Source organism: Arthrobacter sp. CAN_C5 (assembly GCF_017875735.1).
GTDB lineage: Bacteria > Actinomycetota > Actinomycetes > Actinomycetales > Micrococcaceae > Arthrobacter_D.
In genome coordinates, this window is sequence record NZ_JAGGMZ010000001.1 from 3,424,090 (window position 1) to 3,450,766 (window position 26,677).

22 protein-coding genes and 1 tRNA gene are annotated in these 26,677 nt (G+C 64.8%); 8 read left to right on the forward strand and 15 right to left on the reverse strand.

The genetic code is table 11. The annotated features are described in order from the left end of the window. Positions 1-315: 315 nt before the first annotated feature. The gene (locus H4V95_RS16015) at positions 316-2,124 is read left to right on the forward strand and encodes an amino acid transporter (RefSeq protein WP_209731403.1); all 1,809 of its coding nucleotides are present in this window, start codon (positions 316-318) and stop codon (positions 2,122-2,124) included. A gap of 4 nt (positions 2,125-2,128) precedes the next feature. Here H4V95_RS16015 and H4V95_RS16020 read toward each other — a convergent pair whose 3' ends face one another. Further along, positions 2,129-2,707: a helix-turn-helix domain-containing protein gene (locus H4V95_RS16020; protein WP_209731064.1), complete on the reverse strand. Its 579-nt coding sequence runs from the start codon at positions 2,705-2,707 to the stop codon at positions 2,129-2,131. Between the two features lie 186 nt (positions 2,708-2,893). Between H4V95_RS16020 and H4V95_RS16025 the strand changes: the two genes are divergently transcribed. Further along, the gene (locus H4V95_RS16025; RefSeq protein WP_209731065.1) at positions 2,894-4,432 is read left to right on the forward strand and encodes a sodium:solute symporter; all 1,539 of its coding nucleotides are present in this window, start codon (positions 2,894-2,896) and stop codon (positions 4,430-4,432) included. A gap of 75 nt (positions 4,433-4,507) precedes the next feature. Here H4V95_RS16025 and H4V95_RS16030 read toward each other — a convergent pair whose 3' ends face one another. The 4 genes from H4V95_RS16030 to H4V95_RS16045 all read right to left on the reverse strand — a co-directional run bounded on the left by H4V95_RS16030 (position 4,508) and on the right by H4V95_RS16045 (position 8,323). After that, the gene (locus tag H4V95_RS16030) at positions 4,508-5,749 is read right to left on the reverse strand and encodes an AI-2E family transporter (protein WP_196866012.1); all 1,242 of its coding nucleotides are present in this window, start codon (positions 5,747-5,749) and stop codon (positions 4,508-4,510) included. Between the two features lie 34 nt (positions 5,750-5,783). Beyond that, entirely contained in the window at positions 5,784-7,490 is a 1,707-nt protein-coding gene (locus H4V95_RS16035; protein WP_209731066.1) for a long-chain-fatty-acid--CoA ligase, read from the reverse strand. 83 nt (positions 7,491-7,573) lie between these two features. Continuing rightward, positions 7,574-7,921 (reverse strand): DUF202 domain-containing protein, encoded by a 348-nt coding sequence (locus H4V95_RS16040; RefSeq protein WP_209731067.1) that lies wholly within the window; start codon positions 7,919-7,921, stop codon positions 7,574-7,576. Between the two features lie 6 nt (positions 7,922-7,927). Then, positions 7,928-8,323, reverse strand: a complete 396-nt coding sequence (locus H4V95_RS16045; RefSeq protein ID WP_209731068.1) for a YidH family protein — start codon at positions 8,321-8,323, stop codon at positions 7,928-7,930. Positions 8,324-8,584: 261 nt separating this feature from the next. Here H4V95_RS16045 and H4V95_RS16050 point away from each other — a divergent pair, with 261 nt between their 5' ends. After that, positions 8,585-9,793 carry a VIT1/CCC1 family protein gene (locus H4V95_RS16050; protein ID WP_395939878.1) on the forward strand — a complete coding sequence of 403 codons (1,209 nt, stop codon included), beginning with the start codon at positions 8,585-8,587 and terminating at the stop codon, positions 9,791-9,793. Between the two features lie 25 nt (positions 9,794-9,818). On the opposite strand, the gene H4V95_RS16055 is transcribed toward H4V95_RS16050, so the two are convergent. The 8 genes from H4V95_RS16055 to H4V95_RS16090 form a co-directional block, all read right to left on the reverse strand. After that, positions 9,819-10,256: an SRPBCC family protein gene (locus H4V95_RS16055; RefSeq protein WP_196866017.1), complete on the reverse strand. Its 438-nt coding sequence runs from the start codon at positions 10,254-10,256 to the stop codon at positions 9,819-9,821. A 4-nt stretch (positions 10,257-10,260) separates the two neighbouring features. Then, positions 10,261-11,826 (reverse strand): MDR family MFS transporter, encoded by a 1,566-nt coding sequence (locus H4V95_RS16060; protein ID WP_196866018.1) that lies wholly within the window; start codon positions 11,824-11,826, stop codon positions 10,261-10,263. Beyond that, positions 11,823-12,446 carry a TetR/AcrR family transcriptional regulator gene (locus H4V95_RS16065; RefSeq protein WP_196866019.1) on the reverse strand — a complete coding sequence of 208 codons (624 nt, stop codon included), beginning with the start codon at positions 12,444-12,446 and terminating at the stop codon, positions 11,823-11,825. The genes H4V95_RS16060 and H4V95_RS16065 overlap by 4 nt, the downstream gene beginning before the upstream one ends. Before the next feature lie 149 nt (positions 12,447-12,595). Next, positions 12,596-13,651 (reverse strand): zinc-dependent alcohol dehydrogenase family protein, encoded by a 1,056-nt coding sequence (locus tag H4V95_RS16070; protein ID WP_196866020.1) that lies wholly within the window; start codon positions 13,649-13,651, stop codon positions 12,596-12,598. 112 nt (positions 13,652-13,763) lie between these two features. Beyond that, positions 13,764-14,666, reverse strand: coding sequence for a succinate--CoA ligase subunit alpha (gene sucD, locus H4V95_RS16075; RefSeq protein WP_171620499.1), 903 nt, complete (start codon positions 14,664-14,666; stop codon positions 13,764-13,766). Positions 14,667-14,724: 58 nt separating this feature from the next. Then, a complete protein-coding gene (gene sucC / locus H4V95_RS16080) occupies positions 14,725-15,894 on the reverse strand; it encodes an ADP-forming succinate--CoA ligase subunit beta (protein ID WP_196866021.1) in 1,170 nt (389 codons plus the stop codon). Between the two features lie 143 nt (positions 15,895-16,037). Further along, positions 16,038-18,521, reverse strand: coding sequence for a DNA helicase PcrA (gene pcrA / locus H4V95_RS16085; RefSeq protein WP_196866082.1), 2,484 nt, complete (start codon positions 18,519-18,521; stop codon positions 16,038-16,040). A gap of 136 nt (positions 18,522-18,657) precedes the next feature. Next, the gene (locus tag H4V95_RS16090) at positions 18,658-20,202 is read right to left on the reverse strand and encodes a sodium:alanine symporter family protein (RefSeq protein WP_245345748.1); all 1,545 of its coding nucleotides are present in this window, start codon (positions 20,200-20,202) and stop codon (positions 18,658-18,660) included. 175 nt (positions 20,203-20,377) lie between these two features. Between H4V95_RS16090 and H4V95_RS16095 the strand changes: the two genes are divergently transcribed. The 3 genes from H4V95_RS16095 to H4V95_RS16105 all read left to right on the forward strand — a co-directional run bounded on the left by H4V95_RS16095 (position 20,378) and on the right by H4V95_RS16105 (position 21,588). Beyond that, the gene (locus H4V95_RS16095) at positions 20,378-21,016 is read left to right on the forward strand and encodes a hypothetical protein (protein ID WP_196866023.1); all 639 of its coding nucleotides are present in this window, start codon (positions 20,378-20,380) and stop codon (positions 21,014-21,016) included. Positions 21,017-21,034: 18 nt separating this feature from the next. Continuing rightward, a tRNA-Arg gene (locus tag H4V95_RS16100) sits at positions 21,035-21,111 on the forward strand. A gap of 18 nt (positions 21,112-21,129) precedes the next feature. Next, positions 21,130-21,588, forward strand: a complete 459-nt coding sequence (locus H4V95_RS16105; RefSeq protein WP_196866024.1) for a DUF6314 family protein — start codon at positions 21,130-21,132, stop codon at positions 21,586-21,588. Between the two features lie 21 nt (positions 21,589-21,609). Here the strand turns inward: H4V95_RS16105 and H4V95_RS16110 are convergent, their stop codons facing one another. After that, positions 21,610-23,025 (reverse strand): PLP-dependent aminotransferase family protein, encoded by a 1,416-nt coding sequence (locus H4V95_RS16110; RefSeq protein ID WP_245345749.1) that lies wholly within the window; start codon positions 23,023-23,025, stop codon positions 21,610-21,612. A gap of 61 nt (positions 23,026-23,086) precedes the next feature. Here H4V95_RS16110 and H4V95_RS16115 point away from each other — a divergent pair, with 61 nt between their 5' ends. Next, positions 23,087-23,701, forward strand: a complete 615-nt coding sequence (locus H4V95_RS16115; RefSeq protein WP_196866025.1) for a YitT family protein — start codon at positions 23,087-23,089, stop codon at positions 23,699-23,701. A 50-nt stretch (positions 23,702-23,751) separates the two neighbouring features. Here H4V95_RS16115 and H4V95_RS16120 read toward each other — a convergent pair whose 3' ends face one another. After that, positions 23,752-25,635: an ABC transporter ATP-binding protein gene (locus H4V95_RS16120; RefSeq protein ID WP_209731069.1), complete on the reverse strand. Its 1,884-nt coding sequence runs from the start codon at positions 25,633-25,635 to the stop codon at positions 23,752-23,754. Positions 25,636-25,840: 205 nt separating this feature from the next. On the opposite strand from H4V95_RS16120, the gene H4V95_RS16125 reads away from it, so the two are divergent. After that, entirely contained in the window at positions 25,841-26,665 is an 825-nt protein-coding gene (locus tag H4V95_RS16125) for an amino acid ABC transporter substrate-binding protein (protein ID WP_196866027.1), read from the forward strand. The last annotated feature ends 12 nt before the right edge of the window (positions 26,666-26,677 follow it).

Genomic DNA, 26,677 nt, shown 5'->3' on the forward strand with positions numbered 1-26,677 from the left:
GTCTTTCGAATGGGTCAGAAGTTGCCATATAAGCATCAACTGTTTTTCATAAGGCTAATTGTGATGTCCGTCTCGGTCAACATTACCCCCGGGAAACAGGCAGGAAATTGCCCCATCAAGGATCCATAAAAACCGGCCCTTCCACCCCTGTCCCAGGCCTACAGTCAAGCAGTGACCACAACATTGACCAGTGCCATCCAGAGCATCAGGGAATCCCGCCGAGCCCGCCGGTTAGGCCACTGGCTGCTGGACGACGAGAACCAGCGCAAGCCACAACGGACCCACCACACCGCGACCCATTCCTGGTGGAAGGTGATGTGCCTGACCGGCGTCGACTACTTCTCCACGCTCGGCTACCAGCCGGCCATCGCCGCCGTCGCCGCCGGCGTGCTCTCCCCCATCGCGACGATCGTCCTGGTCCTGGTCACCTTGCTCGGCGCCCTTCCCGTCTACAAGCGGGTCGCCGAGGAGAGCCCCCACGGCGAGGGCTCAATCGCCATGCTGGAGCGGCTCCTCCCCCGCTGGAGTGGAAAGCTGTTTGTGCTGGTCCTCCTCGGGTTCGCCGCCACCAGCTTCCTGATCACCATGACGCTGTCGGCAGCCGATGCCAGCGCCCACCTGATTGAGAACCCGTTTGCACCCGGCTGGATGCACGGCCAGGAAGTGATCATCACCCTGGTCTTCCTGGGACTGCTTTCGGTGGTGTTCCTGCGGGGATTCCGGGAGGCCGTGGGGATCGCCGTCGCACTGGTTACCGTTTTCCTGACCTTGAACCTGGTGGTCATCACCGTGGCCCTGGGCCAGGTAGTGCTTGATCCTCCCCTGGTCCAGGACTGGTGGACGGCCCTGAACACCCAGCACGGCAACCCGATGCTGATGGTGGTCGTGGCACTGCTGATCTTCCCCCGACTGGCGTTGGGCCTCTCGGGCTTCGAAACCGGCGTCGTCGTCATGCCCCTCATCAAAGGGCACCCGGGCGATGAGCACGCAGACCTCGCGGGCCGCATCGCCGGGGCCAAGAAGCTCCTCACCTCCGCAGCCCTGATCATGAGTGGCTTCCTCATCACCTCGAGCCTCGCGACCACCGTCCTGATTCCCGCTGCCGAATTTCAGGAGGGTGGCGAGGCCAACGGCCGCGCCCTCGCCTATCTGGCGCATAAATACTTCGGTGACGGCTTCGGCACCGCCTATGACATCAGCACCATCGCCATCCTCTGGTTCGCTGGGGCGTCGGCCATGACCGGTCTGCTGAACCTGGTCCCCCGCTACCTACCCCGCTACGGAATGGCACCCGACTGGTCCCGGGCCGTCCGCCCACTGGTGATCGTGTTCACCGCCGTCGCTTTCCTGGTCACCATCGCATTCCGGGCCGACGTCGAGGCGCAGGGCGGAGCCTACGCCACCGGCGTCCTGGTGCTGATCACCTCCGCGTCCGTCGCCGTCACCCTGTCCGCGCGACGCCGGAGGCAGCGCCTGGCGACGGTGGGCTTCGGCGCCGTGACCGTGGTCCTGTCGCTGACTACCCTGATCAACATGGTGGAACGTCCCGACGGCGTCCGGATCGCCGGACTGTTCATCCTCGGAATCGTGGTGGTGTCCTTTGCCTCCCGCTTCCGCCGCGCATTCGAGCTGCGCAGCACCGGGATCAGACTCGATGACGAGGCGCTACGGTTCGTGGCGTCCACCGACGACGGCGAGATCCTCCTCATCGCACATGAGCCGCAACGGCTCTCCGCCGGGGCCTACCGCAGGAAGCTGGAACATGCGTGCACGGTCAGCCACCTGACCCCGGCTGACAACCCGCTCTTCATCGAGGTGACTGTCGACGACTCCTCCGAGTTCGCCACCGCTCTCCAGGTGCGCGGAATCACCCGGCACGGGTACCGGATCCTCGAAGTGCACGGGTCGAATGTGCCCACCACCATTGCCGCGGTGATGCTGCATATCAGGGACATCACCGGCCTGATGCCGCACGTGTACTTCCGGTGGACCGAGGGGCACCCGCTCACCAACCTGTTCAAGTTCCTCATCACCGGTGAGGGGGAGATTGCGCCGGTGACCCGCGAGGTGCTGCGCGAGGCGGAGCCCGACGTGAGCCGCAGGCCCTGGGTGCACGTCGGTTAGGGTGCTACCCGCCGGATGCCGCCGGGACGAGGGTCCAGAGCACGGTCGCCTCGACGCCGGTGGGGTTGAACCAGGTGTGTGGTTCGCGTCCGGGGAAGGTCACGGTGTCCCCTGCCTCCAGCTCATAGCGGTCGTTCGAGAAGATCAACACAAAACTTCCGGCGATGACGTGGAGGGTTTCCACCTCGCAGTCCACCGAGTAGAGCTCGGCCTCACCGCGACCGTGCGGTGCGATCACCGCGCGGATCATCTGCAGCCGGCGCTCCGAACGCGCAGTGATCAACCGCTCGTTGATGCCTTCCCCGCCGAGGCTGATGTGCGGCGCCTCCCCGAGCCGGGTGAGGTGCGTCTCAGGCACCAGAAACAGATCACCTATCGACACCGACAGCACTTGGCAAAGAGTGACCAGGGAGGCGACCGACGGCGACGTGAGGTCACGTTCCACCCTGCTCAGAAAACCCTTGGTGAGACCGGTCGCGGCGGCCACCTGTTCGATGGTCATGCGCTGGGCCTGCCGCGCCGCGCGGATCCGCGATCCAATGGCTACGGGGGCGTTACTGGGTTCTACAGGCAGAGCCTTCACTACGTACCATCTCTCCGCAATAGGTCGCTTCCCCGGGCTGACACAAGACTATGAGCATACCGAGGAATCTGTTTGTAACCTGGTGGGTCCACACTTGACGTGTTAGCAAGGTCACAACTAGCCTATAGCGAAACATAAGTTTCCTATAGGTTACTTTCTACCGCAAACCATTTTTCCAGGAGCACCATGGAATTCATCAACATTGCGATCGTGGTGGTCTACCTCGTGGGCATGCTGGCGTTCGGCTGGTGGGGCAAGTCACGCACCAAGAACACCAGCGACTATCTCGTCGCTGGCCGCCGCCTCGGCCCCCTCCTTTACACCGGGACCATGGCGGCCGTCGTTCTCGGTGGCGCCTCCACCGTCGGCGGCGTTGGCCTCGGCTACACCTACGGCATCTCCGGCATGTGGCTCGTCGTCGCCATCGGCTTTGGGGTGCTGCTGCTCAGCCTCCTCTTTGCCCCTACCCTGCAGAAGCTGAAGATCTACACGGTCTCGCAGATGCTCACCCTGCGCTACGGCACCGAGGCCACCAAGGCCTCAGGCATCGTGATGCTGGCCTACACGCTGATGCTGTGCGCCACTTCGACCGGCGCCTACGCCACCATCTTCGTGGTGTTGTTCGGCTGGGACCGGGCCGTTTCCATCGCCGTCGGCGGCGCGATCGTCCTGATCTACTCGACGATCGGTGGCATGTGGTCCATCACCCTCGCGGACATGGCGCAGTTCATCATCAAGACCGTGGGTGTGTTTGCCCTGATGCTCCCGTTTGCGCTCATCAACGCCGGCGGATTCAGCGGCATCTCCGAGCGCGCCGGTGCCGAATTCTTCAGCATCACCGGCATCGGCCTGCAAAGCATCATCACCTACTTCGTGGTCTACACCCTGGGCCTGCTCATCGGTCAGGACATCTGGCAGCGCGTCTTCACGGCACGGACCCCCACGGTCGCCCGCTGGGGCGGCGTCACCGCTGGCGTGTACTGCATTCTCTACGGCGTAGCCGGTGCCGTCATCGGCATGTCAGCCAGCGTCATCCTGCCCAACATCGAATCCCAGGACGATGTGTACGCGGACATCGCGATCAACGTCCTGCCGATCGGCATTGGCGGACTGGTCCTCGCGGCAGCCGTCGCGGCCATGATGTCCACCGCCTCCGGTTCACTGATCGCGGCAGCAACCGTGGCGCGGGCCGACGTCGTCCCGTTTGTCAGCAGCTGGTTCGGACGCAGCGGCCAGACCAGCATCGATACCACCACCGAAGCCGACGCCGAAAATCCCGAGCACGACGTCACCGCCAACCGCTGGTGGGTGCTGGGCCTGGGCCTGGTCGCCATCGCACTGGCCGTCATCGTCCAGGACGTCGTCGCCGCGCTGACCATTGCGTACGCCATTCTGGTGGGCGGCCTCCTGGTATCCATCCTCGGTGGACTGGTGTGGAAGCGTGCCACCGGCGTCGCAGCAGCGGCCTCAATGGCCGCAGGTACGGTCTTCACCCTCGGCACCATGATCTACCTTGAGGTCAACGCCGAGAACCAGTACGACGGCATTTACGCCAATGACCCGATCTACTGGGGTCTTGGCGCGTCGGCCATCGTGTTCATCGCCGTCTCGTTCCTGACCAAGCGCACCGACCCAACGGTCATGGCCGCCTGGGAACGGCGCGTGGCAGGTGCCGCTGAAGACGAGGTTCCCGTCGCCGATACCCGGCGGGCAGCCCGCCGCTAGAGAAGGCATTCGGCATTACAAAAGGCCGGCGTCCACTGCATGTCAGTGGGCGCCGGCCTTTTGTGATGTCACCGGTTATGGCTTGGCGATCGAGGCTCCGATTTTGCGGCCTGGCCGGCTGCTGCGACCGCGGCCTACGGCGTCGGCTTTCGTATCGATTTCGGCTTGTTTGATGTCGGCAGGGGTCACGGGTCCGTCTTCTTCACCGGTCCAGGACTTGATAGCGCTCCAGGTGACGGCGGCAATCGGGACCGAAAGGATCGCTCCGACGATGCCAGCCAGAATGGTGCCGGCGGTCAAGGCGACCAGGATGACCAGTGCGTGGACGCTCAGGGAGCGGCCCATCACTACCGGCTGCAGGAAGTTACCTTCGATCTGGTTCACCGCCACCACCACGATGATCACGATCAGGGCAGTGGTGGGCCCATCGGAGACGAGAGCCACCAGGGCGGCGAGCGCTCCGGCTGCTGTGGCGCCCACCAGCGGGATGAACGCACCGACAAACACAATGACTGCCAGTGGCAGTGCCAGCGGGATGCCCAGCCAGAAGAGGGCGATGCCGATGAACACCGAATCCACAAGGGCGACAATTGCCGTCCCGCGAACGTAGCCGCCGAGGGTTTCCAGCCCGTGGGTGCCGACGCGGCGCGCCTTGACCAGCCGCTCGCCCTTGAAGGGACGGAGGGCGAACGCGAAGATCCTGTCGCCGTCCTTCAGGAAGAAGAACAGAATGACGACCATCAGCACCGCACCGGTCAGGAACTCTCCGGCGGCGGTGATGCCTGATACCGCACCGGCCCCGACCGTGGCGCTGGTGGCGAAGTCAATCAACCACTCCTGGGCGTCGGCGATCTGCTGTTCGTCGATCGGTAGCGGACCGTCTCGGACGAACTCGTAGATCTGGTCGAAGCCCTGCGTAGCGCTGTCGACCAGTTCGTCGGCCTGGCTACGGACCGCGAACACAATGCCGGTAATGACCCCGCCCAGCACGCCCAGCAGGAGAAGGAAGGAAAAGGCTGTCGCAAGCACGCTCGGCCAGCCCTTCCGCCGCAACCAGTTCACCAGCGGGCCGATAGCGGCTGCCAGAATGAGCGCGATGATCAGTGGGATGACTACGAGGCGCACCTGGATCAGCCCGAAGATCACGATCACTGCCAGAACCAGGATCAGCAGCACCTGGGCCGCCCGGGTGCTGGTCCTTCCCAGGGAGTCCTTCCACGGACTTCCGGGCCCCTGCGGCGGATCGGCGCTGGCGGCTACCTCGCGGTGCTCCTCGCCGCGGGGGGCGCCCTTGGCGCGCCTGAATATGTTCAACACTTCTGGTTCTCCTTGCTTCCTCCGGTGGCGCTGTTCAGCTGTCCCGGGCAATAAGTTGGTCACGAACCTGGCGTCGCAGTACCTTGCCAATCAGCGACCTTGGCAGTTCGTCTACCTCAACAATACGACGAGGTATTTTGTAGGCAGCGAGGGAACCACGGCAGAAGGCCTTCAACACGTCCGCGCTGAACGGTTGCCCATCGCGGACGACGACGGCGGCGACTACTTCTTCGCCGCCGCCAGCCAGGGGCAGACCAACCACGGCCGCATCGGCGACGCTGTCATGGTCGAGTAGCACCTCCTCCACCTCGGTGGGGGTGACGTTGAACCCACCTGTGACGATCATCTCCTTGATCCGGTCGACGATGGTGACGAAGGAGTCGGCATCGACCCGGACGATATCGCCGGTCTTGAACCACCCGTCGGCGGTCAGGACGGCGCTGGTGTCTTCGTCATTCCGCCAGTACCCCTGAAACACCTGGGGTCCACGGATCAGTAGTTCGCCCGAATCGCCGGGTTCGCGATCACGGTCAGGGTTCTCGGGATCGACCACCCGGATTTCAGTGTTGGGGAACGGCACACCGACCGTCCCCGGCTTGCGGGTGGGCCCGATGGGGTTGCCAAGGGAGACGGGTGACGTTTCGGTGAGTCCGTAACCTTCCACCAGGTACCCGCCCGTCACGGACTCCCACAACTCGATGGTCCTGGCGGGAAGGTTCATTGCTCCAGAAATCGCAAACCGGATACTTTTCAGGCTGACACCCCGCTCCACCGCCCGCTTGGCAAGTCGCTCATAGATCGGGGGTACGGCAGGCAAAAAGGTTGGTGGGCTGGTCTTGACCGCGTCCAGCACCAGATCCTCGTCGAACTTCGGAAAGAGAACCAGCCTCGCCCCGATGCTCATTGCGAAGGTCAGGCACAGGGTGAGTCCGTACGCATGGAACATCGGCAGGACCGCATAGATGACCTCCTTGCCGTCCTCCAGCCCGGGAACCCAGGCGCGCCCCTGCGCCGCGTTGACGAGCAGGTTCCGGTGGGTGAGGATTGCGCCCTTCGGATGGCCGGTGGTGCCGCTGGTGTATTGCAGGGCTGCCACGTCGGTGGCCACTGGCCCGGGGTGCGTTGCGGCGAGGGGCCGGTTGCTGACCAGCTGGTCCCAGCGGGTGACGCTTCGGTTACCGGACAGTTTGGCGGTGGTGGTCAGGGCCGCTCGTGCCTGCCTGGCCTTCGTGACGGGAAGCCGCAGCGCTGCCCGTTTGGAGAACGGCATGGCCCGCGTCAGGTCGACAGTCACGATCGATGTGACGTGTACGTCCCCCGGCAGGTCCTGGACGCGCTGCGCCGCCTTGTCCCAGACGATGGCCACGCGGGCTCCATGGTCCTCGAACTGGTGCCTCAGCTCCCGGTCGGTGTAGAGCGGGTTGTGTTCGACGACAATCGCTCCGAGTCGCAACACGGCGTAGAACGCCACCACGTGCTGCGGACAGTTAGGTAGGACCAGAGCCACCCGATCGCCAGCCACAACCCCCAGACGCCGCAGTCCTTCGGCTGCCCGCTGGATTGACTCCCCGAGCTGACGGTAAGTGGTCTCGGCGCCGAAAAATTCCAGTGCGACGTTCTTGCCGTACTGGTTGGCCGCGTCCTCAACGAGGTTGACGAGGGAGCCCTCAGGGAGCGCGACGGCGGCTGGCACTCCGGCGCTGTAGTTCCGCACCCAGGGGGCGGTGGATTCAAAAGTCATCAGTCTACTTCCTGTCTCGGCCTGTTGAACTCTATCCTGCTTGGCGCCCGAAATGGATCCCATGGTCCTGGAGTCCGCCGGAATTACTCGTGCAGCGAGCGGAACAGCACCGCATAAATGCCTGCGGCACCCACGGCAATCACCACGCCCGCGGTCCAGAGCACCGCTGCCACATCCGCCTTCAGCACCCCGCTGCTGATCCCGTTGAGGCTGCGGCGGTAACGGAGCTGTTGGCTGACATAGATCCCGAGGGCTGCTGCGAGCGACATCGTGATCAGAGCCAGAACGAAGCCTCCATACTGGGGCACCCAGCGGATAAACAGCACAGCGCAGATCACCAGGGCGAGCAGGGTCCGGCCCCAGGCCAGCGACGTGCGCTCCGGTTGCAGGCCCGGATCGGGGGGATTCACGGGGCTGGTTGGATTCGTCACGGCCACTCAGGCCGGGCGGAGGAACACGACAACGACGACGATCGCCACCACCACTGTCGCGCCAACCGACAGGAGCGGAGCCAGCAGGGGCAACGGCAACGGTAATCCGTGCCGCATCGCCCGCTCGACCGTGAGCCACCGGCCACTGGCGGCAGCAGCGATCAGCATGGCCAGGAGGAGCAGCAGGATCGCGATGCCCTTGCGGAGTGCCGGATCGAAAAGATCGACAGTGAACGCCTCCACCGCAATGCCACCGGCGAGGAGGGCAAGGGCCGTGCGGACCCAGGCAAGAAAGGTCCGCTCGTTGGCCAGGGTGAACCGGGGATCCGGATCGGTCCCGCCGCGCAGCAGCCATTGGGACAGTGAACTGCGGCGGGGCGGTTTTTCGGGTGGGGCGGCCATCGTTTCATCTTAGCGATCCCCCTTCCCTCTCTCCCCCTTCTCTACCGGGGCGAAGTTGCCGGGTCTTCTCTACCGGGGCGAAGTTGCCGGGTCTTCTCTACCGGGGCGAAGTTGCCGGGTCACAGAAGGGGACTGGTGCGGTCGAGTACTGGGCCGAAGTCGGGCTAAGATTGGTTCCGAGAAGGGGAGTAGCTCCTGTTCGGGTCCGGTCTTTTACGAACCCTGAACGGAGGCCTGTCGACACACTGGCTACCAATGACGCTGGCCCGGCAGTCCACCGGAGAGAGTCCGGCGAGCGAGACCTTCGGCCGCGTTAACGACGGCCGGAGCCCCGTCACGGTCCTGGTCGCTATATCCCAGGAGACCGTTGTGACAGCAACACACAGCAAACCATCCCCGGCCGATATTCGCCGGTGGCGCCAGTATCTGGCCGACGAACGCGCCGAAGCCGCAACCTACCGGTACCTGGCAAGCCGCCGCGAGGGCGAAGAACGCGAGATCCTGCTCGCCCTGGCGAAGGCTGAGGGCCGTCACGAAGCCCATTGGCTGTCCCTGCTTGGCGACCATCAGGGCAAGCCCGCCCGGCCCTCCTTCCGGAACGTGGCGCTCGGGTTCCTGGCCCGAAGGTTCGGGAGTGTCTTCGTCCTGGCCCTCGCCCAGCGCGCCGAAAGCCGGTCGCCGTACTCGTCCGATCCGATGGCAACCGATGCCATGGCAGCCGACGAGCAGATCCACGAAGAAGTCATCCGCGGCCTCGCCACCCGGGGGCGCAACCGGCTCTCCGGCAACTTCCGAGCTGCCGTGTTCGGCGCCAATGACGGGCTGGTCAGCAATTTGGCCCTCGTATTGGGTGTGGGTGCCACCGGTGTCTCCACCGGGTTTGTGTTGTTCAGCGGGATCGCTGGCCTCCTCGCCGGGGCGCTGTCCATGGGTGCCGGGGAGTATGTGTCGGTGCGGTCGCAGCGGGAACTGCTGGCGGCGTCCCGCCCCACCCAGATCACGCTCACCGCGGCGAAGGAACTGGATATCGACGCCAACGAACTGGTGTTGGTGTATCGGGCACGGGGAATGTCCAGGGACGCCGCAACTCACCGCGCCGAGGAGCGGTTAGGGGTCCGGGACTGCGACTGCGATCCGAGCCTGTCCCTCCAGCCGGAGACGGCCGGCGACCGGGACCACCACGAGCACATCGGCACCGGCCTCGGCGCCGCGGGGGCGAGTTTTTGTTTCTTCGCCTCGGGCGCCCTGATCCCGATCCTGCCCTACCTGTTCGGCCTCAGCGGGACGACGGCGGTCATCGTCGCCTGCGTCCTGGTCGGTCTGGCGCTGCTGGGAACGGGCGCCGTCGTCGGGCTGCTCTCGGGAGCCTCACCGCTGAAACTGGCGCTGCGGCAGGTGGCGATCGGACTGGGTGCGGCCGCGGCCACCTACCTGCTGGGCCTGCTGTTCGGCGTCGGACTGCTCCACTGACAGGTCCCGGCAAGACCTCGGGCGATCAGGCCTTGGTGACGTAGTCCTCGAGCTTGGCGAGCGTCTTCTCCATGGCGACGGGGTTCTTGCGGAGGAACCCCATCGGCCGGAGGACGATCTTCCCGGTCACCGCGCGGGCATCCCATTGCTCGGTAACCAGGGTGCCGCCGTCGCGGGGCTCCAGCACGTAACTCCAGGTGGCCTTCGTGAAGTGACGCCAGGTGATCCGGCGCCCCTCCTCAAACTCGACCACCTTATTGAGGATCTTGTACTTCGCCCCGATGCGCATGTCCATCCCGAACTTGGCCCCCTGATACAGGCGCTGCGGCCCGCCGGGCTGCTCGCCCTGGACGGTGTCCGAGCCGTCAATCACACTATGGAGCGCCGGGGTGGCCAGGACCTCGAAGATGTCACTGGCTGGCGCGTTGATGAATCGTTCACGGGTGATCAGGTAGGGGCTCATGCTCCTATTCTGCCTTGCTGACCTCGACCGGCACTTCAGGCTCGTCCGCGATCGACGTAGCCAACGGTGCTTCCTTGACGAAGTACAGCAGGATCGCGGCGATGATTCCCAGTGGAGCCATGTAGAGGAAGAGCGGGGTGAGCGCATCGTTGTAGGACTCGATCACCGCGTTCCTGGCGGCGTCGGGCAGCGTGTAGACCAGTTGCGGGGTCAGGGAGTTGGCGCCGCCCTCGGTGTCCACCGCTCCGCCGGGTAGCCGTTCGGTGAGCAGGTCGGCGACCCGCGCCGTGAAGAGGCTACCCACGATCGCGGAGCCCAGAGTGGCGCCGATCTGGCGGAAATAGTTGTTGGAGGCGGTGGCGGTGCCCACCATCCGGTTGGGGAAGGTGTTCTGGACAATCAGCACCAGGATTTGCATGCTCAGGCCCAGTCCCGCACCCAGCAGACCGATGTAGGTACAGATGACCCACAGCGCGGTTTCCGGCTGGATGGTGGAGAGCAGGAACAGCGCGACGGCGACCATGAGGGAGCCGGCGATCGGCATCCACTTGTAGCGGCCGGTCCGGCTGACCAGCACCCCCGATCCGGTGGAGGTGAGCAGGAGTGCCCCCATCATCGGGATCATCAGCAGGCCGGCGTTGGTGGCGCTGGCCCCGGTGACCATCTGCAGGTAGGTCGGCATGTAGCCAACGGCACCGAACATGGTGACCCCGATCAGCAGCCCCCCGGACGTGGTCAGGTTGAAGTTGCGTTCCCGGAACAGGTGCATCGGCAGAATGGGCTCGTCGGCACGCCGTTCGACCATCACGAAGGCGACACTGGTGATGATGGCAGCAGCGGCCAGGCCCAGGATGATGGCGGAGGTCCAGTCGTAACGGGTGCCGCCCCAGGTGCCGACCAGCACAATCGAGGTGGTGGCGATGGCGAGGAGTGCCATGCCCGCGACATCGGGCTTGGTCCGCTGACGCTCCTTGCCGGGCAGGTGCAGAAAGAAGACGACGACCAGGAGCGCAAGGACGCCCAGCGGCATGTTGATCCAGAACATCCACCGCCAGCCGGGGCCCTCGGTGAAGAATCCGCCGAGCAGGGGACCAGCCACTGAGGCGAAGGCGAACACGCCGCCCATGACGCCCATGTACTTGCCGCGCTCCCGGGCGGGGACGACGTCGGCGATGATGGCCTGGGCCAGGATCATCAGCCCGCCACCACCAAGGCCCTGGATCGCCCGTCCGGTGATCAGCCACGGCATGTCCGGGGCGAGCCCCCCGACGATGGAGCCGGCCATGAAGATGCTGATTGCAATGAGCAGCAGGTTCTTGCGGCCCATCAGGTCACCAAGCTTGCCGTAGATCGGCATCACGATGGTGGCGGCCAGGATATAGGCGGTGATGACCCAGAGCATCTGGTCGACGCCGTTCAGTTCGCCCACGATGGTGGGGAGGGCCGTGCTGAGGATCATCTGGCTGAGGGCGGCGAGGAGCATCGAAAGCATCAGGCCGATGAAGAGCAGCAGCATGCCAGTGGGTTTCTCGACAACGGCTTGAGGACTGGTTTTGGTAGTGGTACTCATTGGATTTCCGGGAGAACCTCTCTGAGGAGTGCGCTGGCGCTACTGAGAGCCGCGAACTGGTTGTCGAGTGTTGGCGCGTGCGCGGATTCCTGCATGGCGTACCGCATGGGCGCACCGGCGATCAGGACGATCATGCGGGAGATGTCTTCGGCGCGGTGGTGCTGTGCGACGTCGGCCCATTTGGCTGAGGAGCTAATGCCCTCGGTGACGACGTCTCGAACCAGTTGCTCTACCTTCAGGAAGTAGCCGAAGCGGCGCTGGCGGAGCTGCGGGAACCGCTGCACCACCTCCATCCGGAGGCTGTCGCCGTCAGCGCCGCCCTCGGTGGAGTGGACCACATTCACGAGCAGCCGGGAAACTTGGTCGAGGAGGTTCGTATCGACGTCGAACGCTTCCAGCCAGGCGTGGTCGATGGAGGGGTCCTGGAGACCAAGGATCGCGTCTTCCTTGGTGCTGAAGTAGTTGAAGAAGGTGCGGGCCGAGACGTTGGCCTGGGCTGCGATGGCCTCTGTGGTGACGCGGTCCGGCCCATTCTCGAGGGTGAGCCGGGCGGCGGCGTGGTGCAGGGCAGCCCAGGTCTCGGTGCGTTTGCGGTCCCGGAGGGAAAGTAGTTGACTCACCGAACTATCATGACACTCGGCGTCGTTTTACACAACTGCAAAATTGCGGCGCTGCATATTTCGGACGCCACGGCGACATGGTCCGACAGTTAAACAGCGGACGCGCCGGCCGCCGTGTGAAACACAGTTACCGACGCGTCCGTTGAGACCTAGGGCTTCAGGAGCACCTTGATGGCACGCCGCTCGTCCATGGCCTTGTACGCCTCGGCGGCGTCCTCGAGGGGCATCTCGACGTCGAACACCTTGCCCGGGTTGATCTTTCCGGCAAGAACGTCGGCAAGCAGCTCCGGAATGTAGGTGTGGGCCGGGGCCATGCCACCGCCCACGGTGATGTTCTTGGCGAACAGGAGGCCGATCGGGAGCTCTGCTCCACCAGCGGGAACACCAACGAATCCGAGGTTTCCACCGGGACGGGTGCTGGCGAGGGCCTGCTCCATCGATTCTTTGGTGCCGACACATTCCAGTACCGAATCGGCGAGCACTCCCCCGAGCAGTTCGCGGACCTTCTCGACGCCAGCGTCGCCGCGTTCGGCGACAATGTCGGTGGCGCCGAACTCGCGGGCCAGCGCCTGCCGGTCCTCGTGCCGGGACATGGCGATGATGCGCTCCGCGCCGAGGCGCTTCGCTGCCAGGACGCCGCACAGGCCGACGGCGCCGTCGCCTACCACCACGACGGTGCGGCCCGGCCCAACCTGCGCGCTGACCGCAGCGTGGTGCCCGGTGGACATGACATCGGAGAGCGTGAGCAGGCTCGCCGTCAGTTCCTTGCCGGGGTCGGTGACCCCGTCGACCCGGCGGAGGGTGCCCTCGGCCTGGGGCACGCGGACGGCTTCGCCCTGTGCGCCCTCGACGTAGTGGCCGTTTTCGTCGTCGCCGCCCCAGGAGGTGAGGTGGTCGCACGCCACCGTCACACCGTTGAGGCACTGGGGACACATGCCGCAGCTGTCGACAAAGGGGGCGATGACGAAGTCACCCACCGCCAGCCCTGTCACCTCGGAGCCGATTTCCTCGACGACGCCAACAAACTCGTGCCCGATCGCCCGGGTGCCACGGTTCTTGCTGATGCCGCGGTAGGGCCAGAGATCCGATCCGCAGACGCAGGAGGCCGTGACCTTCACGACGGCATCGGTGGGGAGTTTGATCGTGGGGTAGTCGCGGTCCTCAACCTTGATGTCGCCGGGGCCGTGGATGATGGTGGCACGCATGCGTACTCCTCCAACTGGGGTGGTGGGTGAAAACGTTAGCCTAGCGCGGTCGCCTGACAGAAGAGGCCCCGACCGCTGGACGAATCCAGCTGCCGGGGCCCCTCGGGGAGAATTACAGTCCCGCGTAGACCTCGCGGAGGAGCTTGGCGGTCTCGGACGGCGTCTTGCCGACCTTGACGCCTGCAGCCTCGAGGGCTTCCTTCTTGGCCTGGGCCGTGCCCGCTGAGCCCGACACGATGGCGCCAGCGTGGCCCATGGTCTTGCCTTCAGGGGCGGTGAAGCCTGCCACATAGCCGACAACCGGCTTGGTGACGTTGGCCTTGATGAACTCGGCGGCACGCTCTTCAGCGTCGCCGCCGATTTCGCCGATCATCACGATGGCCTTGGTTTCGGGGTCCGCCTCGAACGCAGCGAGTGCGTCGATGTGGGTGGTTCCGACGATGGGGTCACCACCGATGCCGATGGCGGTCGAGAAGCCAAGATCGCGCAGCTCGAACATCATCTGGTAGGTCAGGGTGCCGGACTTGGACACGAGGCCCACGCCGCCCTTGCCGGTGATGTTCGCCGGGGTGATGCCGACCAGCGACTCGCCCGGCGTGATGATGCCGGGGCAGTTGGGGCCGATGATCCGGGTGACCTGGTTGCCGTCGGCGTCGACCTTGGACTGGGCAAGCGCCCAGAACTCGGCCGAGTCCTGCACCGGGACGCCCTCGGTGATGATGACGACGAGTCCGATGCCGGCCTCGATGGCCTCGATAACCGCATCCTTGGTGAAGGCCGGTGGGACGAAGACGATCGACACGTCGGCGCCGGTCTCGGTCATGGCTTCGCTGACCTTGCCGAACACCGGCAGGGTGACGTCACCGTGAGTGACGGTGGTGCCGGCCTTGCGGGCGTTGACGCCGCCGACCACCTGGGTGCCAGCGGCAAGCATCAGTGCGGTGTGCTTGGTGCCTTCACCGCCGGTGATGCCCTGCACAATGACCTTGGAGTCTTTGTTGAGAAAAATTGACATACGTTATTCCTTAATCCTTTGGACCCGGCGAAACACTGGCCGGGGAGTGCAGGCTCGATCAGCGGGCGGCGTAAGCCAATTCGGCGGCCTTGTCGGCGCCTTCATCCATGGTGTCGGCGAGGGTGACCATCGGGTGGTTCGCCTCGGCGAGGATGCGGCGGCCTTCTTCGACGTTGTTGCCGTCGAGGCGGACTACCAGGGGCTTGTTTTCCTTGTCGCCCAGGATCTCCAGGGCTTCAACGATGCCGTTGGCGACCGCGTCACACGCGGTGATGCCGCCGAACACGTTGACGAACACGCTCTTGACCTGAGGGTCGTTGAGGATGACGTCGAGACCGGCAGCCATCACAGCGGCCGATGCTCCACCGCCGATGTCCAGGAAGTTCGCGGGGCGCACGTTGCCGTGGGCTTCTCCCGCATAGGCGACGACGTCGAGCGTGGACATCACCAGGCCCGCACCGTTGCCGATGATTCCCACTTCGCCGTCGAGCTTGACGTAGTTGAGGTCGTTTTCCTTGGCCTTGGCTTCGAGGGGATCGGTTGAGTCCTGATCCTCGAGCTCGGCGTGGCCCGCCTGGCGGAACGCAGCGTTCTCGTCAATAGTGACCTTGCCGTCGAGGGCGATGATGTCGCCGCTTCCGGTTTTCACCAGTGGGTTGACCTCAACGAGAGTGGCGTCTTCCTTGACGAAGACGTCCCACAGCTTGATGATCGCGTTGACGACGCCGTCGTGCAGCTCAGGGGCGAACCCTGCCGTCTCGACAATTTCCTTGGCCTTCGCCTGGTCGATCCCCACGGCGGGGTCGACGGCGATGCGTGCGAGCGCTTCGGGGCGCTCAACGGCCAGCTGCTCGATTTCCACGCCGCCTTCAACCGAGCACATGGCCAGGTAGTTGCGGTTGGACCGGTCCAGCAGTACCGAGAAGTAGTACTCCTCGGCGATGTCAGCGCCCTGCGCGATCATCACCTTGTGGACGGTGTGGCCCTTGATGTCCATGCCCAGGATGTCCGAGGCGTACTTGAACGCCTCGTCAGGGGTCTTGGCGACTTTGACGCCGCCCGCTTTGCCGCGGCCTCCAACTTTGACTTGGGCCTTGACGACGACAACGCCGCCGATCTTCTCGGCTGCCGCCTTTGCTTCCTCGGGGGTGTGCGCCACGATGCCGGCGAGCACGGGTACTCCGTGTGCCTCAAAAAGATCGCGCGCCTGATATTCGAACAGATCCACAGGCCAGTGTCCTTCTACGTCGAAGTAGGTTTACACAGGGAACTTTAGTCCCTTGGCGTTCGGCGCCTTTCACAGACTACCGGTTTAGTGACCAAGGGCACACTTCTATGGTTTGTAGAAAAGTAACGCGATGAGCTAAGGAGCTACCCGGTCTTCGTTAGCGGCGCGTACCGCAGCAGGAGGCGTTTCTCGCCGATGTCGAACGACACCTTCGCGACCGTCTTGTCCCCCGCGCCCTCGACGGCCAGGATGGTCCCGTTGCCGAAGCTGGTGTGGTTGACCCTGTCCCCCACCGCGACGGCGAGGACCTCCTTCTGTGGCTGGACGCGCCCGACGACGGTCGCCGAGCGGGTGGGCAGCCCCCGCCCGCTGTCGTCACCGCCGGCTCCGGCCCCCCAGTGCGATCCGCTGAACTTGTTGCCTCCACCGATGGCGCCACCGCCACCCCACAGTGGGCCCGAGGCGCCTTCACGCTTCCATTTGATGAGCTCACCGGGTACCTCACCGACGAACTGCGACGCCGGGTTGTACTGGCTCTGACCCCACATGCTGCGCACCTCGGAACGGGTGATGTACAGGCGCTTCCGGGCCCGGGTCAACCCGACGTAGGCGAGCCGGCGTTCCTCGGCGAGCTCCTTCGGGTCGGTGGCCGAGCGCTGGTGCGGGAAGATGCCCTGCTCCATGCCGGTCAGGAACACCACGGGGAATTCGAGGCCCTTGGCGGTGTGCAGGGTCATCAGGGTGACCACGCCCAGGCGCTTGGCCTCGGCCACGGCCTGCTCCACCTCGGCCGCCGAGCCCTCCGGGGAATCGGGGATCTGGTCGGCGTCCGCCACCAGCGAGACCTGCTCAAGGAAGTCACCGAGCGTCCCCTCGGGGTTCTCCTGCTCATACTCACGCACCACGGCGACAAGTTCGGCGAGGTTCTCCACCCGCGACTCGTCCTGCGGGTCGTTGCTCAACCTCAACTGCGCCAGGTAGCCGGTCTGCTCAAGCACCGCTTCGAGCGCCGCCGACGCGCCCGACCCGTCAGCGACGTCGGCGAGGTCGTCGATCAGTTTCACGAAACCGTTGACAGCGTTCAGCGACCGGGTGGCCAACCCGGGTGCGTCGTCTGCCCGGCGGAGTGCTGCCATGAAGGACATCCGCTCCCGTTCGGCGAGCGCCGCGACGGCGTACTCGGCGCGGTCGCCGATCCCCCGCTTCGGTTCGTTGAGGATCCGGCGAAGGTTGACGACGTCGTCTTGGTTCACCAGCACCCGCAGGTAGGCGAGGGCGTCCTTGATTTCCTTGCGCTCGTAGAACCGGGTGCCGCCCACCACCTTGTAGGGCAGGCCGACACGCATCAGGATTTCCTCGATGGAGCGGGACTGCGCGTTGGTCCGGTAGAAGATCGCGACGTCGCCGGGCCGTAGGTCCTCCTCATCCTGGAGGCGGTCGATCTCCTCGGCGATGAAGCGGGCTTCCTCGTGCTCGTTCTCCCCGACGTACCCGACGATCGGTTCGCCGTCGCCCTCGGCGGTCCACAGTTTCTTCTCGGGGCGGTCCGGATTGCGGGAGATGACCGCGTTGGCGGCGCTGAGGATGGTCTGCGTGGACCGATAGTTCTGCTCCAGCAGGATGGTGCGCGCGTTGGGATAGTCGTTTTCGAACTCGACGATGTTCCGGACGTCGGCGCCGCGGAACGCGTAAATGGACTGGTCGGAGTCGCCGACCACCGTCAGCTCGGCGTTCGGGATCAGCTCGGCGCCGTCGCTGGGGTCCTGGGTGATCCCGACAATCTCGCGCACCAGTGCGTACTGGGCGTGGTTGGTGTCCTGGTATTCGTCCACCAGGACGTGCCGGAACCGGCGGCGGTAGTAGTCAGCCACCCCGGGGAACGCCCTGAACATGTAGACGGTCTGGGCGATCAGGTCGTCGAAGTCCATCGCGTTGGCCTGGCGCATCCGCTGCGCGTAGCCCTTGTAGACCTCGGCGACCGCCTGCTCGAACGGGTCCGAGTAGTTCGCGGAGCTGGCGTAGCTTTCCTCGTCGATCAGCTCGTTCTTCAGCGCCGAGATCTTGTGCTGGATGGCCTTGGGGGTGAACCGTTTGGGGTCCAGGTCCAGGCCCTTCGCCACCAGGGTGACCAGCCTCAGCGTGTCTGCCGAATCGTAGATGGAAAAGTTGGAGTTCAACCCCACCGAGGCAGCCTCGCGCCGCAGGATCCGCACGCAGGAGGAGTGGAAGGTGGAGATCCACATGCGCTTCGCGACATCACCCACCAGGGCTTCGATGCGCTCACGCATCTCGGCGGCTGCCTTGTTGGTGAACGTGATGGCAAGGATGGCGCCGTGGTGCGCACGGCCCATCGCCATCAGGTAGGCGATCCGGTGGCTGAGGACGCGGGTCTTGCCGGAGCCGGCACCGGCCACGATGAGCAGCGGGGATCCGCTGTGGCGCACTGCCTCTTCCTGCTGCGGGTTCAGGCCGACCAGCAGTTCCTGCGCCCGTGCGTCGTCCCGGCGTCCGCCCGCGGTGCCCTGCCCCTCCGCTGACTCGGCTCCGGCAGGGCCGGGCCGGGCCGACGACGTCGACCGCTTTCCTGAGCTTGCGGGTGATGAACCGAGGTGTGGGTCGAAAAGCATATCCATGGTGCCATCAAGTCTAGGCGCTGGCTCCGACGAAACAGGTGCGGCCCTGTGCCCCGCAACGCACGACGCCCGCCGGTTCGAGTGAACCGGCGGGCGTCGTGCGCTTGATGGAGGGACTGGTGGGAACCGCTTAGGGCTTGGCTTCTTCGATATCGTCAGCATCGATACCGAGTTGCAGCAGCGTGCCGCTCTTGCGGTCGGCCAGGTAGGCCTTCATCTCCCGCTTGATAACCGGCAGCAGCAGGTACACGCCGAGCAGGTTCACAAACGCGCAGACGAACAGTGCTGCGTCGGCGAAGTTCAGGACCTGGGTGAAGGTCAGGACCGTGCCGATAACGGTGAAGAAGAGGAACACGCACTTGTAGATGATTTCCGACACCTTGCTGCGGCCGAAGAGGTATTCCCAGGCCTTGAGGCCGTAGTACGACCAGGTGATCAGGGTGGAGAAGGCGAACAGGGCAACGGCGATGGCCAGGACAATCGGGAACCACGAAATAACCGATGCGAAGGCGTCCGAGGTGAGGATCACGCCGTCGGGAGCACCGTCGCCGGCCTGGACTTGGTCGATTCCGGCCTGCAGGCTCGGTGCGCTGGCAATGACAATCGTAAGAGCGGTCATGGTGCAGATGACCACCGTGTCGATGAACGGTTCGAACATCGCGACGAACCCTTCACTGACTGGACGGCGTGTCTTGACTGCGGAGTGGGCGATCGCTGCGGAGCCGAGGCCGGCCTCGTTGGAGAACGCTGCACGCTGGAAACCGACGATCATGACACCGATGAAGCCACCGGCCATACCGGCGGGAGCGAACGCACCCTCGATGATGGAGCCGAACGCTGCGGGTACGTTGCCGATGTTGACGACGATGACGAAGAGGCAGGCGGCGATGTAGACGGCTGCCATGGCTGGGACGAGCCGGCTGGTGGTGGCACCGATGGACTTGATGCCACCGAGGATCACCGCGCCGACAAGCGCGGCGAGGACGAGGCCGAAGATGAGGGCGGCTCCTGCGCTGCCGAGGAAGCCCTCGTCACCGCCGGTCACGTTCTGAACCTGGGCGAAGGTCTGGTTGGCCTGGAACATGTTGCCACCGGCCACACCGAAGATGAGGATGGCGACGGCGAAGATGCCGGTCAGTATCTTTGCGGGGAGACGCCCGAACTTCTCGAAGGCGATGGGGAGGTATTTGAACGGCCCGCCGCTGACGGTGCCATCGGGGTGCACCTCACGGTACTTCACACCGAGGGTACATTCAGCGAATTTGGTGGCCATCCCGAGCAGGCCGGCGAGAATCATCCAGAAGGTTGCGCCAGGCCCACCGAGGGCCATCGCCGCACCCACGCCGGCAATATTGCCGAGCCCTACGGTGCCGGACAGTGCCGAGGTCAAAGCCTGGAAGTGAGGCACTTCCCCCGGGTCGTCCTTGGAGGAGTATCGCCCCCTGACTACTTCGTAGGAGACCTTGAGGTGCCGGAACTGTACAAACCCGAAGTAGATGGTGAAGATGATGCCGGCGGCGATCAACCACGCGACCACCACCGGGAAGCTGATGTCCCCTATGGTGACGGGGAAAAAGACGATGTCCGAAAACACTTTTGTCACGGGTTCGAAGACCGAATCGATCGCATCTTCGACTGCCGCAAGCCATCCGACTTCGTCCGCAACGCTTGACATAGGTAGTGCTTGGTTAATTGACATCTAATAAAATAACCGCAGAATGTGTTGTGTTCGCAATCACACACGCCAATAACAGCAAATTTGACGCCAAAATGTAACGTGGTTCACAGATATTCCTCAGATCTCCCTGTGCAGCTCGCGATCCTCCATGACGGACTGGGATAATCGGATCATGTCAAAGACCCGCGCGCAGATCGCCAGGAAACACGGAGCCGCCGCTGCTGGCGTACCGGGGCCAGCTCCCGCCGCTCCCCGCAGCAACGGGAATATGCTTCTCATTGCCGCGGCCGCCACGGCGGTGCTCTTGTTCGGGTACTACCACCTGCTTGCCCTGGGCCAGATGAGCCAGCTCGCTGACGGGTTGACCATGCCCGACATGATGTTCGGCGGCTACGGTGCGGCGCACATCGCCGACCTACAGGCGGCCATGGACGAGGACGCCCTCGGCCAACTGAGCTACCTGCACAAGACCGCAGGCACCCTGTTCCCGTTGATCTTCGGCATCGCCTGGCTGCTGCTGATCCAGCTGAACGTTGAGCGGCGTTGGCTGCGGTGGCTGCTGTGGTTGCCTCCCCTGCTCTTCGCGGCGGTCGACCTTTGGGAGAACGTCGCGATCGATGCGCTTCTTGCCAACTCAGCCCCCGACGACGGCCAGGTGGCACTGGCCTCCGCGCTCACGGTGGCCCGCTGGGTCCTGCTGGGGCTCTCCTGCATTGGTGGCCTGCTGGCCGTTCTGCTTCCCGCTGCGGTCCGCGGCAAGGTTCCCGGTCGACAGGACGGGCCGGCTGGGCCACCAGCCGAAAGCAGGTAAGCTGGTACCGCTGTACTCGCCTCTGTAGCTCAGTAGGATAGAGCGTCCCTCTCCTAAAGGGAAGGTCGTCGGTTCGATTCCGGCCAGGGGCACCACCGCACGACGGGTTACCCATGAATGAAAGTGAGCCATTCCGGCTCGGCACCGCCACCACACTCCTTGATCACCTCCGGGGGACCTGGTCAGTGGAGCGGACACTACAGGACCACGCCTCGGGGCTGACAGGCGTTTTCACCGGCACCGCCACTTTCGCAGCCGACGACGACGGTCTCCGGCACCGCGAGCGCGGCAGTCTGGCTTGGGCTGGTACTGCTCCCACGATCGCGACCCGCGAGTTGCTGTGGCGGGCAACGGTGTCCGTGCACTCCGCCGAGGTATTCTTTCCGGACGGCCGCTTCTTTCACGGCCTTGACCTCTCCGATGGCCAGGATCAACCGGAGCACCCGTGCTCGCCCGACCACTACCGTGGGTCATTTGTTCTGCAGGATCGCGCTCACTGGCGGTACACGTGGCGGGTCAGCGGACCAGCCAAGGACCTGACGCTGGATACGCACCTGACCCGCGTGACGTAGTTCGTCCCTCGGCGGTTCCGGCTACACGACGTCGGCGAGCAGCTCTGGGTCCGGAGCCAGCCTTCCCTGACCCACCCGGTCCCAGGCGCGCTGCAGCATCCCCACCGCGCTGTCGGTGTCCTCGATCGAGTAGCTGAAGGGCAGCCGCAGAAACCGCTCGAATGCTCCGTCAATCCCGAACCTCGGACCCGCTGCGATCAGCAGCCCCTCCTGCCGCGCCGCCAGGGTGAGCTGCGAGCTGACGCTACGCCCCAGGTTTGCCCACAGCGAGAGGCCACCTGCGGTGGACGGCACCGACCAGGCGGGGATCCTGTCGTGGAGGGCGGCGATCAGGTGGTCCCGACCGACCCGAAGCTGGTCCCGCCGTTCCGCAAGGATCTGGTCGTAGCTGCCCAGCAGCTCCGCAGCGATGAGTTGTTCAAGGATGGGGGTACCCAGATCGGAAGCTGAGCGCGCACGGACGAGCTGCCCGATCATCGGCTCCTCCGCCCTGATCCAGCCGATCCGTAGCCCACCCCAGATGGTCTTGCCCAGCGATCCGATCAACACCGCCGGCCCATAGGCCGCGAGCGGAAGCGGGACGTCCATGGGCTCGATCGCGAGTTCCGCCATGGTTTCATCGGCAATTACGACTGTCCCCTGGCGTTCGGCCGCGGCGAGCACCCGCCGTCGCTGGTCCTCGCCCATGACCCGGCCCGTCGGATTGTGGAAGTCCGGCATCAGGTAGGCGATGGCGGGACTGGTTCGCCGAAATGCCTGCTGCAGGGCGTCGTCGTCCCAGCCATCCTCGGTGGTGACGTTAACCGGCACCAGCCGCCGCCCCGCTGCCCGGATTGCCTCATAGGCATGCGGGTAGCTCGGCGATTCCACGATTGCGCTGTCGCTGCGATCCATCAGGTGACGGGTCAGCAGGGCAATCGCGTGCTGGGCGCCCAACGTGACCAGGATCTGTCCGGGAGCGGTCGGCAGTCCGCGGCTCTGGTAGCGGGCAGCTATCGCAACACGCAGCTGGGGAAGGCCAACCGGGTCGTACCCGGCACCGCCCAGGTACTGCTGCAGATCCTGTGCGGCTCGCACTGCGGCGCCGGCCAGCAGCGGTGAGGCTGGCATCGCGGCCTTGCTGAAGTCGAGCAGTCCGCCACCTCCGGGCTCAACGGGGGCACCCAGCGACCCGGGCAACCGGGCAACGCTGCCTGATCCCCTGACGCTGCTCAGGTAACCGGTGTCCCGCAACCGGGCGTAAGTCGACGACACGGTGGTCCTGCTGACCACCAGCCGGACCGCAAGGTCCCGTTCAGCGGGGAGACGCGCACCCACCGGGATGCGACCATCGAGGATCAGCAGTCGAATGCGGTCGGCCAACGCGGTATAGGCCGATGACCCATTCCGCCACCCCGTCAGGAGCGAGTCCAATTTAGTAGCCGAGATCACCTGCATCAGACCAGTTTAGGCAAATTGGCGCCTTGTGGGAAGGCCAATATCGGTATTGACTTGCACTATGACCCACCTCCTCGCCCGACGCGTGCCCCAGCTACTGATTGGCCTGTTCTGCTACGGCTTCGCCATCGCCATGATGATCCAGGCAGGGATTGGCGTATCGCCGTGGGACGTCCTGGGACAAGGCACTGCCCTGCAGTCCGGTTTGCCGTTCGGCGTGGCCACCAACATGATTGGCCTCCTCGTCCTGCTGCTCTGGATTCCGATCCGGCAGAAGCCCGGGATCGGCACGGTGCTCAACGTCTTGCTCGTGGGCCCCAGTGCCGAGGTGGGGTTGGCTGTCCTGCCCATGCCCACCGAGCTGTGGGCGCAGATCCTCCTCTTCGCTGGCGGTCTCACCCTCTTGGCCCTGGCGACTGGCCTGTACATCGGGGCACGGATGGGTCCCGGTCCTCGCGACGGCCTGATGACCGGCATCCACCGGAAATGGGGCTGGAAGATCTGGAAGGTCCGGACGGTCATTGAACTGACAGTCCTGACCATCGGGTGGCTGCTCGGCGGGACGGTCGGCGTCGGCACCGTGGCCTTCGCCCTCCTCATCGGCCCGATGGTCAACGCTGCCCTGCCCCTGCTGCACATCCCGGAACCGCGCCCCCGCGTCTCCAAAACCCTCTAGGCGCCACAACCCCCGAGAAGTCCGGATACCCCGAAAGGGTTGCCGGACTCCTAAAGACCTGTGGCGACGTTCTTCCTGACGGCGAACTGGGTGCGGTGCAGTTCGGCGTACCGTCCACCGCGCTCCAACAATTCGTCGTGGGTGCCCCGTTCGGCGATCTGGCCCTCCTCGATCACGAGGATCTGGTCCGCGGAACGGATCGTCGAGAGCCGGTGCGCGATCACGATGGCGGTCCGCCCCTCAAGGGCCTCCGTGAGCGCCGCCTGGACCGCGGCCTCCGAGGTGGAGTCAAGTGCCGCCGTCGCCTCGTCCAGGATGACCACCCGCGGCTGGGCCAGCAGCAGGCGGGCGATGGTCATCCGCTGCCGCTCACCGCCGGAGAGCCGGTACCCCCGCTCCCCCACCATGGTGTCGAGCTGATCGGGCAGTGACCTCAGCAGCGGCTCGAGCCGGGCACGCCGGACGGCGTCCCAGAGCTCCTCGGTGGTTGCCCCGGGCCGGGCCAGTAGCAGGTTCGATTTGATGGTCTCGTGGAAAAGGTGGCCGTCCTGCGTGACCATGCCCATGGTGTGCCGGAGGGATTCGAAGGTCACGTCCCGCACATCGGTCCCGGCGAGGCGGACCGCACCGCTGTCGACGTCGTACAACCGCGACAGCAGTTGGGCGATGGTCGACTTTCCGGCACCCGACGATCCCACCAGGGCGATCGTCTGGCCCGGTTCCACCAGAAAGGACACCCCGTGCAGCACTTCCTCGCCGCCCCGGGTATCCAGGGTGGCGACCTCCTCCAGGGAGGCGAGGGAGACCTTGTCCGCCGAGGGGTAGGCGAACCGGACGTCGTCGAACTCCACTGAGACCGGACCGGCGGGGATGCGGCCCGCGTCGGGCTTCTCCTTGATCAACGGGTCCAGGTCGAGGACCTCGAAGACGCGCTCAAAGCTGACCAGAGCGCTCATGATTTCCACCCGGGCGTTCGCCAGGTTGGTCAGAGGTGCATAGAGGCGGGTGAGGAGCAGCGCGAGCGTGACCACCTCACCCGTGTTCAGCGCACCGTTCAGGGCCAGTGCGCCGCCGAGTCCGTACACCAGCGCGAGGGCGAGCGCGGAGACCAGCATCAGCGCGGTAACGAAGACCCACTGGAGCATCGCCATCCGCACGCCAATGTCGCGGACCCGTGCGGCGCGGACCGCGAATTCCTGCGACTCCTCGTCCGGGCGGCCGAACAGTTTGACCAAAGTGGCGCCGGGAGCGGAGAAGCGCTCGGTCATCTGCGTGCTCATCGCCGAGTTGTGGTCGGCTGCCTCACGGCGCAGGGCGGCGAGGCGGTTGCCCATCCGCCGTGCGGGCAGCAGGAAGATCGGCAGCATGAGGACGGCCAAGACGGTGACCAGGACCGACGTCGTCAGCATGACCACCAGGGTCAGGGCGAGCGCCACAATGTTGCTGACCACCCCGGAGAGGGTGCCGCTGAAAGCCTGCTGCGCACCGATCACATCGTTGTTGAGTCTGCTCACCAGCGCGCCCGTCCGGGTGCGGGTGAAAAAGGCAATCGGCATTTTCTGCACATGATCGAAAACGGTGGTGCGCAGATCCAGAATGACACCCTCTCCGATTTTCGAGGAGAACCAGCGGGTTGCCATGGACACCACGGCGTCGGCAACCGCCACCAGCGCGATGACGACGGCGAGCCACACAACAGTCTCAAGCCCGGTGCCGGCGATGATCTCGTTGACCACTTGACCGGCGAGGACCGGCGTCGCGACCGCGAGGAACGCTGACACCACCGACAGCGCGATGAAGAAGATCAGTTTGGTCCGGTACGGCACAGCAAATCTCAGGATGCGTTTCAGCGTTTCCTTCGAGAACTTGTTGTTGCTGTCCTTGGCGGTGGAAATCCGGTAAAGGGAGTTCCAGGCCGCGCCTTCCATACTCATGTACTGCCTCCATTGCTCAGGTCTTCAGCTTATGCCCGCTCAACCCGTGTCACTGGGCGAGTTGGCCGGATCACAGGGGACTCGGAACTAATTTCGCTGTGGGCTTTGTTGCACTATGTGGCTGTGCACTTTGTGCCCGCACAACCCTGCCCTGTACAACGGCAAGAGACCCCTGAACCATCCCCCAGTAATTAAGGACCCGCAAATGTTGACCCGTCGTCTTTCAATCCTTGGCGCAGCCACCGCTCTCACCCTGGCCCTGGCGGCCTGCGGCGGCGGAGAGTCCACCGGGGAGCCCGCTGACAGCAGCGCCACCGCAGGGCCCACCACGCTGCAAGACATCCAGGATGCCGGAGTCATCACCGTCGGCACCGAGGGGACCTACCGGCCGTTCAGCTTCCATGAGGGCGGCGCGGGCGATCTGACCGGGTTCGACGTCGAGGTCATCACCGCCGTCGCCGAGGAGCTCGGTGTGGAGGCGGAGTTCGAAGAAACCCAGTGGGACGCCATCTTCGCCGGACTCGATGCCGGCCGGTTCGACGTCATCGCGAACCAGGTGTCAATCACCGATGAGCGCCTCGAAACCTATGCCTTCTCCGATCCCTACACGATCAGCACCGGGGTCATCGTCACCACCTCAGACAACACCGAGATCACCTCCTTCGAAGATCTGGAAGGCAAAACCACTGCCCAGTCGCTGACCAGCAACTGGCACGCGCTGGCGCAGGAAAGCGGCGCCGAGATCGAGGCAGTGGAAGGCTGGGCGCAGTCAGTTGCACTCCTGGAGCAGGGACGGGTCGACGCCACGATCAACGACACGCTGACCTACCTGGACTACCAGCAGACCAACCCCACCGATGCGATCAAGATTGCCGCCGAGACCGATGACGAGTCGCAGAGCGCCTTCACCTTCACCCAGGGCAGTGACGACCTGATCGACGCAGTCAACGAGGCTCTTGCTAGCCTGCGCGCAGACGGTACGCTTGCCGAGATCTCGGAGAAGTACTTCGGCTCCGACGTCACCGAATAGCACCCGCCAACT

What these genes read in the sequence shown, in the direction of transcription:
- H4V95_RS16045 (WP_209731068.1), bottom strand. Translation starts at nt 8,323, where the DNA reads ATGGCCGCCCCACCCGAAAAACCGCCCCGCCGCAGTTCACTGTCCCAA.
- H4V95_RS16070 (WP_196866020.1), bottom strand. Translation starts at nt 13,651, where the DNA reads ATGCGTGCCACCATCATCCACGGCCCCGGCGACATCAAGGTTGAGGAC.
- H4V95_RS16015 (WP_209731403.1), top strand. Translation starts at nt 316, where the DNA reads ATGTGCCTGACCGGCGTCGACTACTTCTCCACGCTCGGCTACCAGCCG.
- pcrA (WP_196866082.1), bottom strand. Translation starts at nt 18,521, where the DNA reads ATGCTTTTCGACCCACACCTCGGTTCATCACCCGCAAGCTCAGGAAAG.
- sucD (WP_171620499.1), bottom strand. Translation starts at nt 14,666, where the DNA reads ATGTCAATTTTTCTCAACAAAGACTCCAAGGTCATTGTGCAGGGCATC.
- H4V95_RS16115 (WP_196866025.1), top strand. Translation starts at nt 23,087, where the DNA reads ATGACCCACCTCCTCGCCCGACGCGTGCCCCAGCTACTGATTGGCCTG.
- H4V95_RS16105 (WP_196866024.1), top strand. Translation starts at nt 21,130, where the DNA reads ATGAATGAAAGTGAGCCATTCCGGCTCGGCACCGCCACCACACTCCTT.
- H4V95_RS16060 (WP_196866018.1), bottom strand. Translation starts at nt 11,826, where the DNA reads ATGAGTACCACTACCAAAACCAGTCCTCAAGCCGTTGTCGAGAAACCC.
- H4V95_RS16110 (WP_245345749.1), bottom strand. Translation starts at nt 23,025, where the DNA reads ATGCAGGTGATCTCGGCTACTAAATTGGACTCGCTCCTGACGGGGTGG.
- H4V95_RS16025 (WP_209731065.1), top strand. Translation starts at nt 2,894, where the DNA reads ATGGAATTCATCAACATTGCGATCGTGGTGGTCTACCTCGTGGGCATG.
- H4V95_RS16120 (WP_209731069.1), bottom strand. Translation starts at nt 25,635, where the DNA reads ATGAGTATGGAAGGCGCGGCCTGGAACTCCCTTTACCGGATTTCCACC.
- H4V95_RS16095 (WP_196866023.1), top strand. Translation starts at nt 20,378, where the DNA reads ATGTCAAAGACCCGCGCGCAGATCGCCAGGAAACACGGAGCCGCCGCT.
- H4V95_RS16035 (WP_209731066.1), bottom strand. Translation starts at nt 7,490, where the DNA reads ATGACTTTTGAATCCACCGCCCCCTGGGTGCGGAACTACAGCGCCGGA.
- H4V95_RS16055 (WP_196866017.1), bottom strand. Translation starts at nt 10,256, where the DNA reads ATGAGCCCCTACCTGATCACCCGTGAACGATTCATCAACGCGCCAGCC.
- H4V95_RS16125 (WP_196866027.1), top strand. Translation starts at nt 25,841, where the DNA reads ATGTTGACCCGTCGTCTTTCAATCCTTGGCGCAGCCACCGCTCTCACC.
- H4V95_RS16090 (WP_245345748.1), bottom strand. Translation starts at nt 20,202, where the DNA reads ATGTCAAGCGTTGCGGACGAAGTCGGATGGCTTGCGGCAGTCGAAGAT.